Source organism: Pseudalkalibacillus decolorationis, assembly GCF_024609785.1.
Taxonomy (GTDB): Bacteria; Bacillota; Bacilli; order Bacillales; family Fictibacillaceae; genus Pseudalkalibacillus; species Pseudalkalibacillus decolorationis.
Genome location: NZ_JANHJQ010000039.1, coordinates 19823 through 36304 on the forward strand (window position 1 = coordinate 19823; position 16482 = coordinate 36304).

General features: G+C 40.1%; 13 protein-coding genes and 1 pseudogene. 2 read left to right on the forward strand and 12 right to left on the reverse strand.

Translation table 11 applies throughout. The annotated features are described in order from the left end of the window. Positions 1 to 6: 6 nt before the first annotated feature. On the reverse strand, positions 7 to 1986 hold the full coding sequence (gene uvrB / locus NON16_RS23030) for an excinuclease ABC subunit UvrB (RefSeq protein WP_257351755.1): 1980 nt from the start codon (positions 1984 to 1986) through the stop codon (positions 7 to 9). A 266-nt stretch (positions 1987 to 2252) separates the two neighbouring features. Between uvrB and NON16_RS23035 the strand changes: the two genes are divergently transcribed. Both NON16_RS23035 and NON16_RS23040 read left to right on the forward strand, forming a co-directional pair. Continuing rightward, the gene (locus NON16_RS23035; RefSeq protein WP_257351765.1) at positions 2253 to 2948 is read left to right on the forward strand and encodes an AIM24 family protein; all 696 of its coding nucleotides are present in this window, start codon (positions 2253 to 2255) and stop codon (positions 2946 to 2948) included. Positions 2949 to 3392: 444 nt separating this feature from the next. Continuing rightward, on the forward strand, positions 3393 to 4253 hold the full coding sequence (locus NON16_RS23040; RefSeq protein ID WP_257351756.1) for a sulfite exporter TauE/SafE family protein: 861 nt from the start codon (positions 3393 to 3395) through the stop codon (positions 4251 to 4253). Between the two features lie 289 nt (positions 4254 to 4542). On the opposite strand, the gene NON16_RS23045 is transcribed toward NON16_RS23040, so the two are convergent. The 11 genes and pseudogenes from NON16_RS23045 to NON16_RS23095 form a co-directional block, all read right to left on the reverse strand. After that, a complete protein-coding gene (locus NON16_RS23045; RefSeq protein ID WP_257351757.1) occupies positions 4543 to 4674 on the reverse strand; it encodes a hypothetical protein in 132 nt (43 codons plus the stop codon). A 197-nt stretch (positions 4675 to 4871) separates the two neighbouring features. Then, positions 4872 to 5096 carry a CsbA family protein gene (locus NON16_RS23050; protein WP_257351758.1) on the reverse strand — a complete coding sequence of 75 codons (225 nt, stop codon included), beginning with the start codon at positions 5094 to 5096 and terminating at the stop codon, positions 4872 to 4874. Positions 5097 to 5357: 261 nt separating this feature from the next. Beyond that, a complete protein-coding gene (locus tag NON16_RS23055) occupies positions 5358 to 5507 on the reverse strand; it encodes a hypothetical protein (RefSeq protein WP_257351759.1) in 150 nt (49 codons plus the stop codon). A gap of 1 nt (position 5508) precedes the next feature. Continuing rightward, a complete protein-coding gene (locus tag NON16_RS23060; protein WP_257351760.1) occupies positions 5509 to 6612 on the reverse strand; it encodes a response regulator aspartate phosphatase in 1104 nt (367 codons plus the stop codon). Positions 6613 to 7092: 480 nt separating this feature from the next. Beyond that, complete coding sequence (gene speB, locus NON16_RS23065) at positions 7093 to 8058, reverse strand: agmatinase (RefSeq protein WP_257351761.1); 966 nt, start codon at positions 8056 to 8058, stop codon at positions 7093 to 7095. 136 nt (positions 8059 to 8194) lie between these two features. Further along, complete coding sequence (locus NON16_RS23070) at positions 8195 to 9616, reverse strand: NAD-dependent succinate-semialdehyde dehydrogenase (RefSeq protein WP_257351766.1); 1422 nt, start codon at positions 9614 to 9616, stop codon at positions 8195 to 8197. A gap of 58 nt (positions 9617 to 9674) precedes the next feature. After that, positions 9675 to 11030: a 4-aminobutyrate--2-oxoglutarate transaminase gene (gabT, locus tag NON16_RS23075; RefSeq protein ID WP_257351767.1), complete on the reverse strand. Its 1356-nt coding sequence runs from the start codon at positions 11028 to 11030 to the stop codon at positions 9675 to 9677. A 73-nt stretch (positions 11031 to 11103) separates the two neighbouring features. Further along, on the reverse strand, positions 11104 to 12477 hold the full coding sequence (locus NON16_RS23080; protein ID WP_257351762.1) for a putrescine aminotransferase: 1374 nt from the start codon (positions 12475 to 12477) through the stop codon (positions 11104 to 11106). A gap of 57 nt (positions 12478 to 12534) precedes the next feature. Beyond that, positions 12535 to 14007: an aldehyde dehydrogenase family protein gene (locus tag NON16_RS23085; protein ID WP_257351763.1), complete on the reverse strand. Its 1473-nt coding sequence runs from the start codon at positions 14005 to 14007 to the stop codon at positions 12535 to 12537. Between the two features lie 148 nt (positions 14008 to 14155). After that, positions 14156 to 15502, reverse strand: coding sequence for an APC family permease (locus NON16_RS23090; protein WP_257351764.1), 1347 nt, complete (start codon positions 15500 to 15502; stop codon positions 14156 to 14158). 709 nt (positions 15503 to 16211) lie between these two features. Then, positions 16212 to 16482, reverse strand: a pseudogene (locus NON16_RS23095) (pyridoxal 5'-phosphate synthase lyase subunit PdxS); the annotation flags it as partial.

Here is a 16482-nt window from a genome sequence, read left to right on the forward strand (position 1 = left end):
TCAGGGTCATCCTTCCGCTTTAAGCTCTAAAACCAAGTCTCGAAGCTCAGCCGCACGCTCGAAATCGAGATCCTTCGCTGACTGCTTCATTTCTTTTTCCATCCGTTCAATTACTTTCTCGCGATCCTTCTTACTCAATTTCTGAACCGGAACTTTTGATCCACCTTCATCGCCATCTTCCGCAGCAACCGTTGCTCTAATAAGGTCCGGAATGTTCTTTTGAATTGTTTGAGGCGTGATCCCATGCTTTTCATTGTACGCAATTTGCGTATTACGGCGTCGTTCCGTTTCGTCGAGTGCAATTTGCATCGAATTCGTCACTTTATCGGCGTACATTATGACATGACCATTTGAATTTCGGGCTGCACGACCAATCGTCTGAATCAATGAACGTTCCGAACGCAAGAACCCTTCTTTATCAGCATCCAAAATTGTAACGAGGGAAACCTCTGGAAGATCAAGACCTTCCCTCAACAAGTTAATCCCAACTAGAACATCAAATACACCACGTCGGAGATCCCGAATAATGTCAATCCGTTCAAGCGTCTTAATCTCCGAGTGGAGATAGCGTACCTTAATTCCATTTTCTTGTAAATAATCAGTCAAATCCTCGGACATTTTTTTCGTCAATGTCGTAACCAGCACGCGCTCTTTCTTCTTCACCCGCTCTTGAATTTCATCCATCAAGTCATCGATTTGTCCCTCAATCGGACGCACATCGATAGTCGGATCAAGCAAGCCAGTCGGACGAATGATTTGCTCCGTCATTTTTGGAGAGTGATCCAGTTCAAATGGTCCAGGAGTTGCGGATACATACACGGCTTGACAATATTTCTTCTCAAATTCATCAAACATAAGTGGACGGTTATCCTTAGCAGATGGCAAACGGAACCCATGCTCTACAAGTACCTGTTTCCTTGCTTGGTCCCCGTTATACATCCCACGGACCTGAGGTAATGAAACATGGGATTCATCAACCATGAGTAGAAAGTCTTTTGGGAAATAATCCATCAATGTGTATGGCGTGGAACCAGCTGGCCGTAATGTTAAATGACGGGAATAGTTCTCGATCCCTGAGCAGAAGCCCATCTCTTGCATCATCTCAATGTCATATCGAGTACGCTGCTCGATTCGTTGCGCTTCCAATAATTTATCCTGTTCCCTCAATTCTTTCAGACGCACTTCAAGCTCTTCTTTAATTCGTTCAATTGCAATCTTCATCTTTTCTTCACGCGTAACGAAGTGGGATGCCGGATAAATCGCCACATGGCTTCGTTCACCAAGAATTTCTCCCGTTAGTGCATTTACCTCAGTAATTCGATCGATTTCATCTCCGAAAAATTCCACGCGAATACACTGCTCATCACGTGAAGCAGGGAAAATTTCCACCACATCTCCACGAACCCGAAACGTTCCTCGGGTAAAGTTTAGATCATTCCGTGCATACTGGATGTCAACAAGATTCCGAAGCAGTTGATCTCGATCTTTTTCCATACCAGATCTAATTGACAATACGAGTTCACGGTATTCTTCCGGAGAACCTAAACCGTATATACACGATACACTTGCGATGATAATAACGTCATTCCGTTCAAAAAGGGAGGATGTCGCTGAGTGTCGAAGTTTGTCAATTTCATCATTAATACTTGCATCTTTTTCAATAAACGTATCCGATTGAGGAATGTATGCTTCAGGCTGATAATAATCATAGTAGCTGACAAAATACTCAACCGCATTGTTCGGAAAGTACTCTTTAAACTCACTATAAAGCTGTCCTGCAAGCGTCTTGTTGTGCGCGATAACGAGCGTAGGCTTGTTAACCTGCTGAATTACGTTTGACATCGTAAATGTTTTCCCAGTACCAGTAGCACCAAGCAATGTCTGGTGACGCTTTTCTGAACGAATTCCCTCCACAATCTCTTGGATCGCTTTCGGCTGATCGCCCTGCGGCTGATATTTCGATACAAGCTCAAATTGTTTACCCACGACCTTCAACCCCTCCGTTTCCTTTAACTCTCTATCCAACATTATAGCACAAAAAGATGGAAAAATAACAAGAAAAACGAACTTACATTCGCCTATCAAGATTTTCCATGCTTTTAAACTTTTCAAACTATATAAATAAATGAAACGATAACCCTATCATTCCCGTATACAGATTAAAAGAAACGTGGCGATTTACCACATGCTTGGAAGAAGAAAGGAATTTTTACTTAGGAGAGAGAATGTATAAAAGAAAAGCAGGTGATTCGATGTCAAAGTATTCAATTGAAGAGTTTGTCAGAAAGACAGCTCAAGAGGATAAAGGTGAAGGATTTTTCGAACTGGAAACGCCGCGAATTTTAGAAGTCAATTTAGATGGTACAGTCTGGGCGAAGTCGGGGTCGATGGTCACTTACCATGGACAAATAAAGTTTGAGCGTGAAGGAATTCTTGAGCATGGCCTTGGGAAAATGTTTAAGAAGGCACTTACAGGTGAAGGTGCTTCTCTCATGAAGGCCGATGGTTCTGGTAAGCTTTACTTGGCAGACCAAGGGAAAAAGATTACGATTCTCAACCTTCAAGGCGATTCTATTTTTGTAAACGGTAATGATTTGTTAGCATTTGAGAAATCTATTAATTGGGACATTAAACTCATGCGACGTATAACTGGAATGATGTCAGGCGGATTGTTCAATATCCACTGTCAGGGTACAGGTATGATCGCAATTACTTCACATTACGAACCGCTTACCATTGAAGTAAAACCTGGTCGTCCTGTACTGACTGACCCAAATGCAACCGTCGCTTGGTCGGGTGGTCTTTCTCCAGATTTCCAAACGGATGTCTCGTTGAAAACGTTCTTCGGTCGTGGCAGTGGCGAATCGATCCAAATGCGTTTTGAAGGTAGTGGATTTGTCGTCGTCCAACCATATGAAGAAGTGTATTTAAGCAACGATGGAAAGTAGTTAGAAAAGCGCAAGCGTCTTGACCAGGTGCGACAAGCGCTGGAGATTCTGTAACATAACACGCTTTTTGTATTTGCGGAAGAATCGAAGCGACCTCGAGCACCTAGGCGCTGAAGCTAGACATTGCATCTATGCAGCAAAATTTTATACTTTCTTTACTTCTTAAATAGGCAAAAAGTGGTTGGCCAACCGCTTTTTGCCTATTCAACATTTTTCTCCGATTCACACCTTACCATTTTAACTATCTCCTTGACTCGGACCATACTCAGAGTAATTTTCATCCATTTTACATTCAACAATTTGTTTCAGAAAGTGGAACTCCGCGATGCGTTACGTTAACATAGATGAGGGAACGAAAGAAAGTTATACTATGAGTTCAAAGAGCAGTAATTGACCGTTTATCATTCGGTTACTTTTTGAACCACCTCTATTGAAGGAGCAATTATGGAAATACTATACATCTTATTAGGTTTCGCGGTCGGGATTCTGTCTGGTTTTTACGGAATCGGCGGCGGATTCATCCTAACACCTATATTAATGCTGACTGGGTATTCGCCCATTGCGGCAATTACGACTAGCTTAATGTACGCAATTGGCTCCTCTGCATCGGGGGTTGTTGCTCATTTTAGAATGAAAAACGTCGTTTGGAAAATAGCTATTATACTCAGTATCAGCGGAGTTATAGCTACACAACTAGCCAAACCACTTGTACTTTGGCTCGACAAAAACAATTATGACGAAAAAGTTATTCCTATTTTTTATGCAGCTATTATCGCATATTTTGCCTATACACTATTGAAAAAAAATAAGACGGATAATATAGCCTTCCAAGGTGGAAATCCAAGTCTAATCAAAACGGTTATAATCGGTTTCATCGGTGGTTTTATGTCTTCCACTTTAGGTGTTGGTGGCGGTTTTATCATGGTTCCTCTTATGATTTCAATGATGGGGTTTGAATCCAGAAAGGCCGTGGGGACAAGTCTTGTCAGTGTATGTGCAATTGTAATTGCTGGTTTCCTCTCCTATGCTTTTACGATTGAATTTGATTTTCTAATAGGCGTATTGTTGGTTGCAGGAGCACTCTTTGGCAGCCAAATCGGAGCAAAGTTAACCAAATATTATTCTGATGCTCAAATCAAACAATATTTTGGACTTCTTTACGTTACAACCCTCCTAAGCATCCTGTTGGAACTGTTTAACCTAGATACGGAGGGACTAATCATAATCGGAATCTACCTAGTCACATTACTTGGAAAATTCGTCAAAGATACGTTTCAACGCCAGAGAAAACTCGGCAAAGTCTAACACGGATATAAAAAGAGTCAGCGCTCTGTTTAGGTGCGATAAAGAAAACTTGGTAAACGCCAAGTTTCTAGGCGATTACCTTAGTTGCCCTTTTTTCGCCTTGTTATCCTGGTGTCCCGAATCTTACTCTCAATTCGGATGAATTCCATATTTTTCGGTTGAATTATTCTCAGTACGGACGAATTCCAGATTTTTCGGCTGAATTATCCTCAGTTCGGATCAATTCCAGGTTTTCCGGACGAATTATTCCCAGTACGGATGAATTCCAGGTTTTTCGGTTGAATTATTCTTAGTACGGACGAATTCCAGATTTTTCGGCTGAATTATCCTCAGTTCGGATCAATTCCAGGTTTTCCGGATGAATTATTCTAAATACAGCTGTTAAATCTCCATGTTTTTCATTAAATAATGTCTTCTTCATACTCTTGAAGAAGAGTTATTGCTACTTTTAACGCTAAATTGGCTTCAGACAGATCTCTAATATGTACAATCCCCAAGCTAAAGGCTATTTTGAATCAAAATTTATTCTAAGCTTTAAGAATTTTGTAGTTTCCTGCTAAACATCAAAAAAGTCAGGCTCCCGAGAAATATCTCGTTCACCTGACTTTTCTTCTATACTTAGCTCCACTTCTTATTAACTTTTTTACCAATTTGCATCGATAAATAACTTCCAATAAGTAAACCGATCACGGCAAGCACTATCGTCCAGATCGAGCTGAAATTCTGAAACATCACTACCATAACAATGACTGTGAGAGCGATTGAAACCAAGCGATTATATGTAACTCTAGCTAAGAATGGGATCAATAATATAGGTAACACAAATGCTCCGACCATTTCCATACATTTCAAACTCCTTAATTAAACTCCCCCTTTATGAACAAGGAAGTGTATCTGCTAAATCTACCTTCATCTATTATAGGTTTTACGAGCAAGAAGTTCAATTTGTGTTATTTTTCGTGAAAAGCAAAAGCGCCCTGTTCAGCCCCGAAGGTCACTGGAAAGAGCGCAAAGTTTTAGCGTAGGCAACGCCTTAGCTGCGCTTATACTATAAAAAGTATTTCTATACTTTCTTACGTCTAAGAAGAAACTGAAGTGAACCCTTTAAAGAATAATTGAAGATTTGACTAGGCCGGGTGAGTCTTTAATAATTCCATCATGAGCGTGTGCGGAATCAGTTGGACTAAAAAGAATTGCAGTTGCCAAAGCCAGAGCAATTGTACCAACAGCAACAACTTTTTCTCCCTTTTTCATGTCAATCCTCCTTTAAATTTAATCTGTTCTTTGCGGTGATCACCAGTTTGTAGTAAGTTAATGCCTTTTCAAGGTTGTCTTCTTTCTCATAGTAATTCGCCAGTTCTTCTGCAAATCCTTCAAGAGTTCCAAAAAAACGACACTTTTTTAAAATAGGGATTTCGCCTTCAAGTTCACTCATGTATTGATCGTGTCCTAAGGTGTATTTTGCCCTTAGTAGATGCAATTTGCTTACGTATTCTTGATCAGAAATTCGATTACTAATGCCTTCTGCTTTTTCCGTCCATTCGAGTGCTTTTGACAGTTCATTTAATTTGAAATTTTCCTTAGCAATCAAATACATTGTTTTCATTTGATAGTAAAGTTGTTTATGCTCGATCATCCAGGGTAAGCATTCCTCAAGGCAGTGTATCGCTTCATTTGACATGTCTCGTTCTGAATACATCCAACCCAAGTTTTGCCAGGAAATCGTTTCCGTCTCTCTGCAATTAACCGCTTGAGATTCCTTTAGGGCTTCTTGCAAATAGACCTCTGCTCTCTCGTAATCTTTTAAAAGAATATTGTTCGAACCAAGTAAGTTTTTGCAATCGGCAACCCGAACACGATAATTTTCATCCGTTTGATAGATTTCTAATGCCTTTAAGACATGCTGTATGGAGGTAATTACATTTAGATGATGGGAGTAAACTGAAGCAATCTTGTAGTGGAATTCTGCCGTTTCAATAGGATCTGGAATGAACGTCAGCTTCTGTTCTGCGATCATGTAGCTCTTTATCGCTTCCTCATAATGTTTCCTTTCATAACAATAAATTCCCTTAAAATAATGATAGTAGTATTCCAGCACATGATCCGTCTCTGCTTTTTCACGTTCAATTGAGGAAAATACGGTTTCTGCATTCTCCGCCTGCTTCATTAGTAAATTATGACGTAACTCGAGTAAAGAGTAATACAGCAAAACATTCTGATTTTCCTCCATTTTCATCATTTTTTCATCAATTTCAACTTTCATTTGATGTGCCTTTTCTAGATTCCGGTCTCTCATCTGTAAGTACCACGAATTCAGCAAATTTGAAATCTCCTCAGCACTTATAACCTCAATACTCATATGAATCCTCCTTTGACAACTACATATATTTAAGTGCAAGATTCGACTGATGTTTTCATTAAACCTTCTTTTTCCAACTAAATGGTTAATGGAACCTAGTTAAGAATCGGACTATTTTATCAAAAAACGACTTATGTCCTACAGAATAAGAAAAGCGTAAACGCCCTGTTCAGGTATGACAAGCGCTAGAGGTTCTGCAGCACAACACGCTTTTTGTGTTTGTGGAAGAATCGAAGCGACCTCGAGTACCTGGGCGTTGGAGCTGGACATTGCATCTATGCAGCAAAATTTTATATTTTCTTAACGTGTATAAACAAAGAAAAAATGCCAATATATAAATTGACATTTTTATTTGAGGTGCTTTTGTCACTGACCTCACCATTAAGAGGCGGCTTTTCATTTGAATTTTGGGGTTCCTATATAACTTATCAATCTACTTTGGTTAGCTTTTTTACCTATTAAGTAGTTCTTTATCCAAGCTTACTTTTTCGTTTCTACTCCAGCTTTTTCATTTTGTTTTTTAACTTTTAACGCGACAATACTAGCAAAATCATGTACTAATGTAGCGGCTAATAGAGACGTAATCTGGGTTGGATCATACGGTGGAAGTACTTCAACTAAATCAAAACCAACATAATTAAAGTCTTGAAGACAACGAATCATTTCAAGGGTTTCAAGACTACTGAATCCTCCAACCTCGAGCGTCCCTGTTCCCGGAGCACAAGATGGATCAACGAAATCAATATCAAAAGATAAGAAACAAGGAGTATCGCCAATCTTTTCCTTAACTTGTTTAACGACATCATTTATCCCTCGTTCTTTAAGTTGTTGAGTTGTAATCACATTATAGCCCAAATCAAGACTAGCATCGATATCTCCTGGATGATTTAATGTACCGCGAATCCCAATCTGAAATACCTTATCTGGTTGAAGAAGTCCCTCCTCATACGCTCTAATAAAAGGAGAACCATGCCAATACTTCTCGTCATAATACGTATCCCAGGTGTCGGTGTGGGAATCGAAATGAATTAATGCAACCGGTCCATGCACTTTAGCTGCCGCACGTAGACTTGCTAAGGTAACGGAGTGGTCTCCCCCTAATCCAATCGGTACAATTCCCTGATTCATAAGATCTAATACTGCAGCTTCCATTAGTTCATAACTTCGGTGGATATTATGGGGGATAACGGATACGTCTCCAATGTCAATAGCATTCGTATCGTCAAAAGGATACACATTATTTACTGGATGGAAAGGGAACAATGTCATCGATGCTTGACGGATTGCTTGTGGAGCAAACCTTGCTCCAACCCGAAAGGAAGCAGCCGTATCAAAAGGCATTCCAAGGATCGCAAGCTTTACATTTTCTCCAGTCGAAGGTAAACGCATAAACGTACCAGTCGTACAAAATTCAGGTTTTACATCAGGTGTAAGTGGGTATTTCATTGTCTTTTTTCCTCCATATTTTACTTTGATTTTTAAAAGAGTAAAAAAGCCCGATATCTATACGAACTTAGAATACCAGGCTTTTATAAGTACCCTTCTGTTTAAAAACGTTATTCGTATAGCTTTTGTCTTATCGTTATACATCTAACCCAATTGAAATGTATTTCACTTCTAAAAACTCTTCGATACCGTGGTGGCCGCCTTCTCTTCCTAGCCCACTTTCTTTATATCCACCGAAAGGCGCTTGGGCTGCAGAAGGTAGTCCATCATTAAGGCCAATAATCCCATATTCTAGTTCCTCACTGATTCTGAATGCCCGGCTGAGGTTTTCTGTATATACATAGGCGGCAAGTCCATAAACCGTATTATTAGCCCTCTCAATCACTTCTTCTTCTGTTTTAAAGGTTGTAATCGGTGCCAATGGGCCAAATATTTCTTCATTTATACATAACATACGATCATCAATATTAGTTAGTATGGTAGGTTCATAATAAAAACCAGCATCGGATTCAGGTTTATTGCCGCTGTATACGACCTTTCCCCCCTTATCCAACGCATCGTCAATTAACATTTTTACTTTTGTTAATGCTGCTTGATCAATTAAAGGGCCGATATCCGCATCTTTTTCAAGGCCATTCCCAACCTTTAACTTAGCCAGCTCATTTTTGAAGAGTTCTAGGAACGGTTCCGTAACCTTTTCATGAACATAAACCCGGTTTGTACAAATACACGTTTGACCAGCATTTCTAAACTTTGAATTTACCAGCCCTTTTGCTGCTTTCTCTAAATCAGCATCATCCATTACAATAAATGGTGCGTTTCCACCTAATTCAAGAGAAATCTTTTTAACGGTTTCAGCGGCACCTTTCATTAATACTTTTCCAATTTCTGTGGATCCAGTGAACGTAATCTTTCTTACACGAGAATCCTCAAGCCATGCGTCCCCAATTTCCTTTGCCTTACCTGTTACAATGTTTAACACACCTTTTGGCAAACCGGCTTCGTCAGCTAATTCTGCTAGTTTTAAAGCAGTTAAAGGAGTCTGTTGTGCCGGTTTCACCACTGCTGTACAACCTGCAGCAAGAGCCGGTGCCACTTTACGTGTAATCATGGCAGCCGGGAAGTTCCATGGCGTAATCGCTGCAATGACCCCAACTGGTTCTTTACGGACAAGAATTCGTTTGTTTGGATGAGAAGCAGGGATCGTCTCTCCGTAAATTCGTTTTCCTTCTTCCGCATACCATGAAATAAAACTGTTTGCATACATGACTTCACCGACAGCTTCTTTTAATGGTTTCCCTTGCTCCAGCGTCATGATCCTGCCAATCTCATCTTTATTTTCATCAATTAATTGAAACCATTTCATTAAAACTTTGCTTCGATCCTCAGCCGTTCTCTTAGACCACTCTTTAAATGCATGATGGGCAGCCTCAACGGCCTGTTTCGCTTCGTTTGTTCCACCCCTTGCAATCGTTCCAATCACTTCATTTGTTGCTGGATTCATAACCTCAATGAATTCCTTACAGTCGTTTCCTACCCACTGTCCATTTATATACATTGGAAACAGTTGATCTTTCTCGTCTATTACACTAGTTTTCATTATTTATCACCTCACTCTAAATGTATTGTGGTGCCAAAACAGTTTCCATTGATTCTTCTAAAATAGTTAATCCTTCTTCTAGCTGCTCATATGTTATCGTAAGAGGCATTAATATACGAATCACGTTTCCAAACACACCGGCGCTTAATAAAAGCAGACCTCTGCTTGTCGCTTCTTTAACAATTTTTCCTACTGTTTCTTTATCCGGTGTTTTACTTTCTTTATCTTTTACGATTTCCAACGCGCACATTGCTCCAAGACCACGAATGCCATCAACTTGCTCAAAACGGTCAGCCAGCTGCTGAAACTTTTCGATAACTTTCTGTCCTAAAACTTGTGCTCGTTCATTTAAGTTTTCTTTTTCAATGATTTCCAGGACAGCAAGAGCAGCACGACATCCAAGCGGGCTACCAGAATAGGTTCCTCCAAGCTCTCCGGGTTCAGAAACACTCATGATCTCTTCTCTACCGATAACTCCACTAATCGGCACTCCTGCCCCCATCGATTTCGAGATGGTCATAAGGTCAGGGGCTACGCCAAAATGCTCGATAGCAAAGTAACTTCCTGTCCGGCTAAAGCCGGTTTGGATTTCATCAGCAACAAATACGATACCATTCTCTTTACAAATCTCATAAACTCGCTGTACAAATGCTTTATCAGGAACGATAAATCCTCCCTCACCTTGTACCGGCTCCATTACAACAGCTGCAATGGTTTCAGGAGCAACCTCTGTTAATAAAAATTGTTCAAATTGCTCGATAATAAATGCACTGTATTGTTCTTCACTCATACCTTCTGGACGGCGGTAAACATATGGATATGGAGCTTTATACACTTCAGGTGCAAAGGGACCAAATTCATATTTATAAGGTTTGACTTTGCTCGTCATCGACATCGTCATTAATGTTCGACCATGGAAGCCTCTTGTAAAGGAAATAACCCCTTGTCTTTTCGTATACTTTCGCGCGATTTTCACAGCGTTTTCAACAGCTTCCGCACCACTGTTAAAGAGAGCTGCCTGTTTTGGGAAATCGCCCGGAGCAAGTTCGATTAACTTTTCTGCCAGTTCAATATAGGATTCATACATCATGACATTAAAACCAGTATGGATAAAATTCTCTGCCTGTTCTTGAATCACCTTAACCACTTCCGGGTGAGAGTGGCCAACATTAACTGTTCCTATCGCGCCTGCAAAATCGATAAATGTGTTACCATCGATATCCTCTACTAGTGCTCCCTCTGCTTTTTTTACAAATGCAGCACATCCATTACTGATCCCTTTTGGAACGGCTCTTTTTCTTCTTTCTAAAAGATCTTGAGATTTAGGCCCTGGAATGGTTGTGTTCAACGTTGCATAGTTTGTTGTCATTATAACTACACCTTCCTTATGATTGCATCTATGCAGCAAAAAGGAGGAATCACCCTCCTTTTCACCCTTTCAATTATTATCCTTTAACTTTTGATAATACTTCTTTAAAGGCTTGGATGACGGTATTGACATCCTCATAACTGATCGTTAATGCAGGCTCTATTCGAATTGTTTTCGAATTAATGAGTGTACCAGCAACGAGAATTCCTTTATCAAACATGGCTTTTGATACTTCATATCCAACTTCATCTTTATGGAATTCAATCCCCATCATTAAGCCTTGGCCACGAATTTCAAGTACTTTATCCTCATGGCCTTTTGATGCATCTTTAAGTCCTTGTAAAAAGTATTCGCCAACTTCTAAAGCACGAGCCGGTAAGTTTTCTTCTAGTAATACATCAATCGTTGCAATAGCGGCAGCACAAGCAAGCGGATTTCCACCAAATGTTGTTGTATGCATAAACGGATTTTCAAACCAGCTTTTAAATACCTTTTCTCTAGCAACAACGGCACCAGCTGGCATTACGCCCCCACCGAATGCTTTTGCAAGACACAAAATATCCGGAACGACATCATACAGCTCAGAGCAGAACATTTTTCCTGTACGTCCCATCCCTGTTTGTACTTCGTCGAAAATAAGCACCGCATCATACTGATCACATAGTTCTCTGACTTGTTTAAGGTAGCCTTCAGGTGGAAGAATGATGCCGCCCTCCCCTTGAATTGGCTCTATGATCACTCCTGCAACACCTTCACCAACTAAGTAGCACGATTCGAACGTCTTTCTCATCATGTCAATATCTCCAAATGGTACATGACGGAAACCTGGGATTAACGGGAGGAATGGCTTACGGAACATTCCCTTTGCTGTTCCTGATAATGAACCAAGGCTTTTCCCGTGAAATGCATGCGTTGTTGAAATAAACGTTGAACGATCACTATACATTTTAGCAAGCTTTAATGCCGCCTCTACACTCTCTGTTCCACTGTTCGTAAAGAAAGAATATTTCAAATCGCCAGGTGTAATTTCAGCTAAAATTTTTGCAAGGATTGCACGAAGCGGGTCAAGCAAATCCTGGCTATGAAGCGCTTGACGCTTTAATTGATCTGTGACCGCTTTCACGACCTTTGGGTTACGATGACCAACGTTATAAATTCCAAACCCACCAAGACAATCGATGTATACCTTACCATTGATATCTTTAAAACAAGATCCTTCGTCGGACCATTCTACTGCTGCGAACTGACCATCTTTTGTTACTGTTTTACGGTACTCCAGAAAACCTGGATTGACATGCTCGCGGAAATTGTCAACCGTTTCCTTGGTTATCCATCTTGCTTCTTCCTCTGTCACTTTATCTTTTTCGATTAGCTGAAGCACCTTTTTGATATAATGATTTACATCTTCAACCTGTAATTCTTCTTTTTTATTTTCTAAGTTAGTACTCATGTTAACTCTCCTTTTTTTGTTATATTAATAGATTCGCTATTAGTCATGTCAGATATTTTATTTGGAAAACCAGCCAATAGGTTCGACTTGTAAATTGATGTTAATTTGTTTGATTTCTTGAAACTCATCTAAACCGTACGTTCCAAGGCCCCGACCGATACCGCTTTGTTTATATCCGCCCCATGGCGCTTCGTTGTAAGTTGGATGGTACGTATTAATCCACGTAATTCCAGCACGAAGCTTCTTAATGACTCGCAGTGCCTTTGCTCCATCCACTGTGAAAACGGCGCCAGCAAGGCCATAATCAGTGTCATTGGACAAATGAATAGCTTCTTTTTCATCTTTGAATTTTTGAATAACAACAACGGGGCCGAATATTTCTTCTTGCACAATTCGCATATCTGGTTTTACATCTGCAAATGCAGTTGGTTCAACAAAATAACCTTTATTCAATCCATCCTTTGTGATACGTTCTCCTCCGCATACAAGACGAGCGCCTTCTTCTTTACCAATCTTAATATAGTTCAAGACTTTTTCCATGTGCTCTTGACTGACAAGAGGACCCATTTCTGAGTTCGATTCATTTCCAGGACCCACGTTGATTTGTTTAGCCCGTTCAGCAAATCGGTTTACAAATTGATCGTAAATGCTCTCTTCCACCAAAATACGCGATCCTGAAGAGCATACTTGTCCAGCTCCGGCATAAATACCAAACAGTGCGTAATCAACAGCTGTTTCAAAATCGGCATCAGCAAAGATAATGTTTGGTGATTTCCCACCGAGTTCTAAAGAAATTTTCTTCACATTTCCGGTAGCTGCTCTCATGATATGTTTTCCGGTTTGTGTACCACCCGTAAAGGAAACGAGATCTACGTCATGGCTTTCAGCTATTTCGTTCCCTACAGTAGGTCCTGCTCCCAGTACCATGTTCGCTACACCCTTTGGTAATTCCACCTCTTCAAAGATTTCAAATAGCTTTGTTGGTGTTAAAGGTGTGACTTCGGAAGGTTTAAACACGATCGTGTTACCTGCTGCCAATGCAGGCGCAATTTTCCAAACGCTCATCAAGAGAGGATAATTCCACGGAACAATCAATCCACAAACACCGACCGGCTCACGCACAACCATTGCTTGCACTGGGTCTGAAACGTGGTAGGTTTGTCCATCAGGCTTTGTAATAAGTCCAGCATAATAACGGAAGCACGCAGCTGCATCAGCAACGTCAAATCCTGCTTCTCGAAGTGTTTTACCGTTATCCATTGTCTCGAATCGGGTAAGTTCCTCTGCATTTTCATCGATTTTATCTGCGACTTTAAATAAATACGATGCTCTTTCTTCAGCAGGCAACTCAGACCAGACACAACTGTTAAACGCTGCTTTTGCTGCCTCAATTGCTTCTTTAGCATCCTCTACTGTTCCCTCAACCGATTGTGCAAAGACCTCGCCGTTTGCTGGATTCACGACATTTCGCTTTTCCTTATTATGCGAATCTTTCCATTCACCATTGATATACATTTTCAAATTAAGCATCAAAAACTACCTCCTTCACTTGTTTTTTAATAATGCAAGTTCTATGCCAAAACAAAAATACTGTTTTAAGTGCCATTTTCCATAGAATAAAAACGTAAAGTTATGCAAAAATGCATAGTTTAGTAACAAGTGCATATTATTACGACATTTACATTTGTACTTTTTCAGACTGATATTGAGGTGGTGCCGCACGAAATAGTTTCGTGATATATAACAGATAACAAAAACCAACCGCGGCCCAAACCAGACCAAGAATAAAAGAACTCATTTCAAGATTGAACCATAAGACAGCAACTGCTGCAGCTCCGATCAATGGCATAACAAGATAGCTAAAAAATCCTTTCACCGTTTTATGTTGCTTTTTACGGATAACGAAATGGCTGATAACACTTAAGTTAACAAACGTAAAAGCAATTAATGCCCCAAAACTAATTAAAGAGGCTGCTGTCACCAAGTCAAAGAACATAGCTGACAGTGAAACGATTCCAACTAGAACAACGTTAAAAGAGGGCGTTTTCCAGCGCGGATGGACGTACCCAAACATTTTTCCCGGGAATACATTATCTCGTCCCATTACATACAAGAGACGGGAAACACTCGCATGTGACGCAAGTCCTGAAGCTAGTGTATTAACAAATGTCGTCACTAAAAAAATAGACTGGAACAACTTCCCACCAACATAAAGCGCTATTTCCGGCAACGCTGCATCAGGCTGCTTGAACCTTGACATATCAGGAAAAAACGATTGGATAAAGAATGAGGTTGTAATGAAAATAATTCCTCCGAAAAGTGCGGTAAGGAAAATAGCACGTGGAATGGTCTTTGTAGGGTTTGCTGTTTCCTCAGAAAGAGTTGTAACGGCATCAAATCCTAAAAATGAGAAACAAAGAACGGTTGCGCCAGCTATTAATGCAGGAATCGCCATACCTTCATTTAAAAACGGCTGAAAGCTAAAAACCTTTCCTGTGCCTTCGCCCTGATTAAGCCCATTTATAACTAACACGATAAATACGACCATGATCGCAATTTGAATCAAAACTAAAAGAGTGCTGAAATTTGCCAAGACATTGACACTCCTCATGTTAAGAAAAGTAACTAGAGCAACAAAACCAACCACCCAAATCCAGGAAGGTACATCAGGAAACAAAGCCGAAAGATAGATTCGAGTTAATAACGCGTTAACCATCGGTAGAAAAAGATAATCGAGCAAAGCTGACCATCCCACTAGAAAACCGAGATTTGGACTCATCGTTTTTTGCGTATACGTATAGGCCGACCCTGCCAAAGGAAAGACCTTAACCAACTTCCCATAGCTAGCGGCTGTAAATAACATGGCAACCAATGCTAATATATAGGCAGAGGGGACGTGTCCATCGGTTATATTTGATACGATCCCAAACGTATCAAAAACAACCATTGGGGTCATATAAGCTAGCCCCATCATTACAACTTGCCATAGATTTAAAGAACGCTTTAATTGTGCACCGTTTTCCATGTATCATTCCTCCATCTTATATTTAGATAAAACGCTTTCAAATACCTGAACCTAAACCTTAACCTTAATGATCCTCTTCCTTACCCAATTAACGTGAAATTGACTCTAGATAAAAAGCTCCCTTCTATTTTTTGAATTTTCTTACTACCTATAATCATTGCAACTTTTGTGCCAACATCTACATTAGACATCTAACTAAACCCCTGAATAGGTACAAACTAGGTATATAGTAACTGGAAAAATTTTAAGGATAACCGGGACTATTATGTAATTTGCTATTTTCAGAGTTGAATTTATTCACCCCTGCATACATTATTCCGTTTGTCATACTTAGGAACTATAAAGAAAAATAGAAAAATAGTAAACTCCACCTCTGATTCCTTAGTGGACTGATTGTACAATGAGAAAGGCGTAAGCGCTCTGTTTATGTGCGATAAAGAAAACTTGGTAAACGCCAAGGTTTTAGGCGATTACTTTAGTTGCACTTATGCTTTAGTGCAAGCGCTGGAGATTCTGCAACATAACACGCTTTTTGTGTTTGTGGAAGAATCGAAGTGACGATCTGCGCACCTGAGCGCTGGAGCTAGACATCGCATCGATGCAGCAATCTTTATACTTTCCTATGAAAAAAACCGAATGTGGGATTTTTTCCACGTCCGGTTTTTGTATATAAAAAAATATGATGCTCTTAGAATTTCAATTATTTTTATTACCATCCACGCTCTTGCATACGTTCAGAAGGATGAAGCGTTGAAATTTCGATCCCTTTCATTGCAGTTCCAAGACCTTTTGATATACTCGCAATTAATTCATAATCTTGATAATGAGTTGTCGCTTCAACGATTGCACGTGCGAATTTTTCTGGATTATCGGATTTGAAAATTCCTGAACCAACGAATACTCCGTCAGCACCCAATTCCATCATCAATGCTGCATCTGCTGGAGAAGCTACTCCACCTGCTGCAAAGTTTACGACAGGA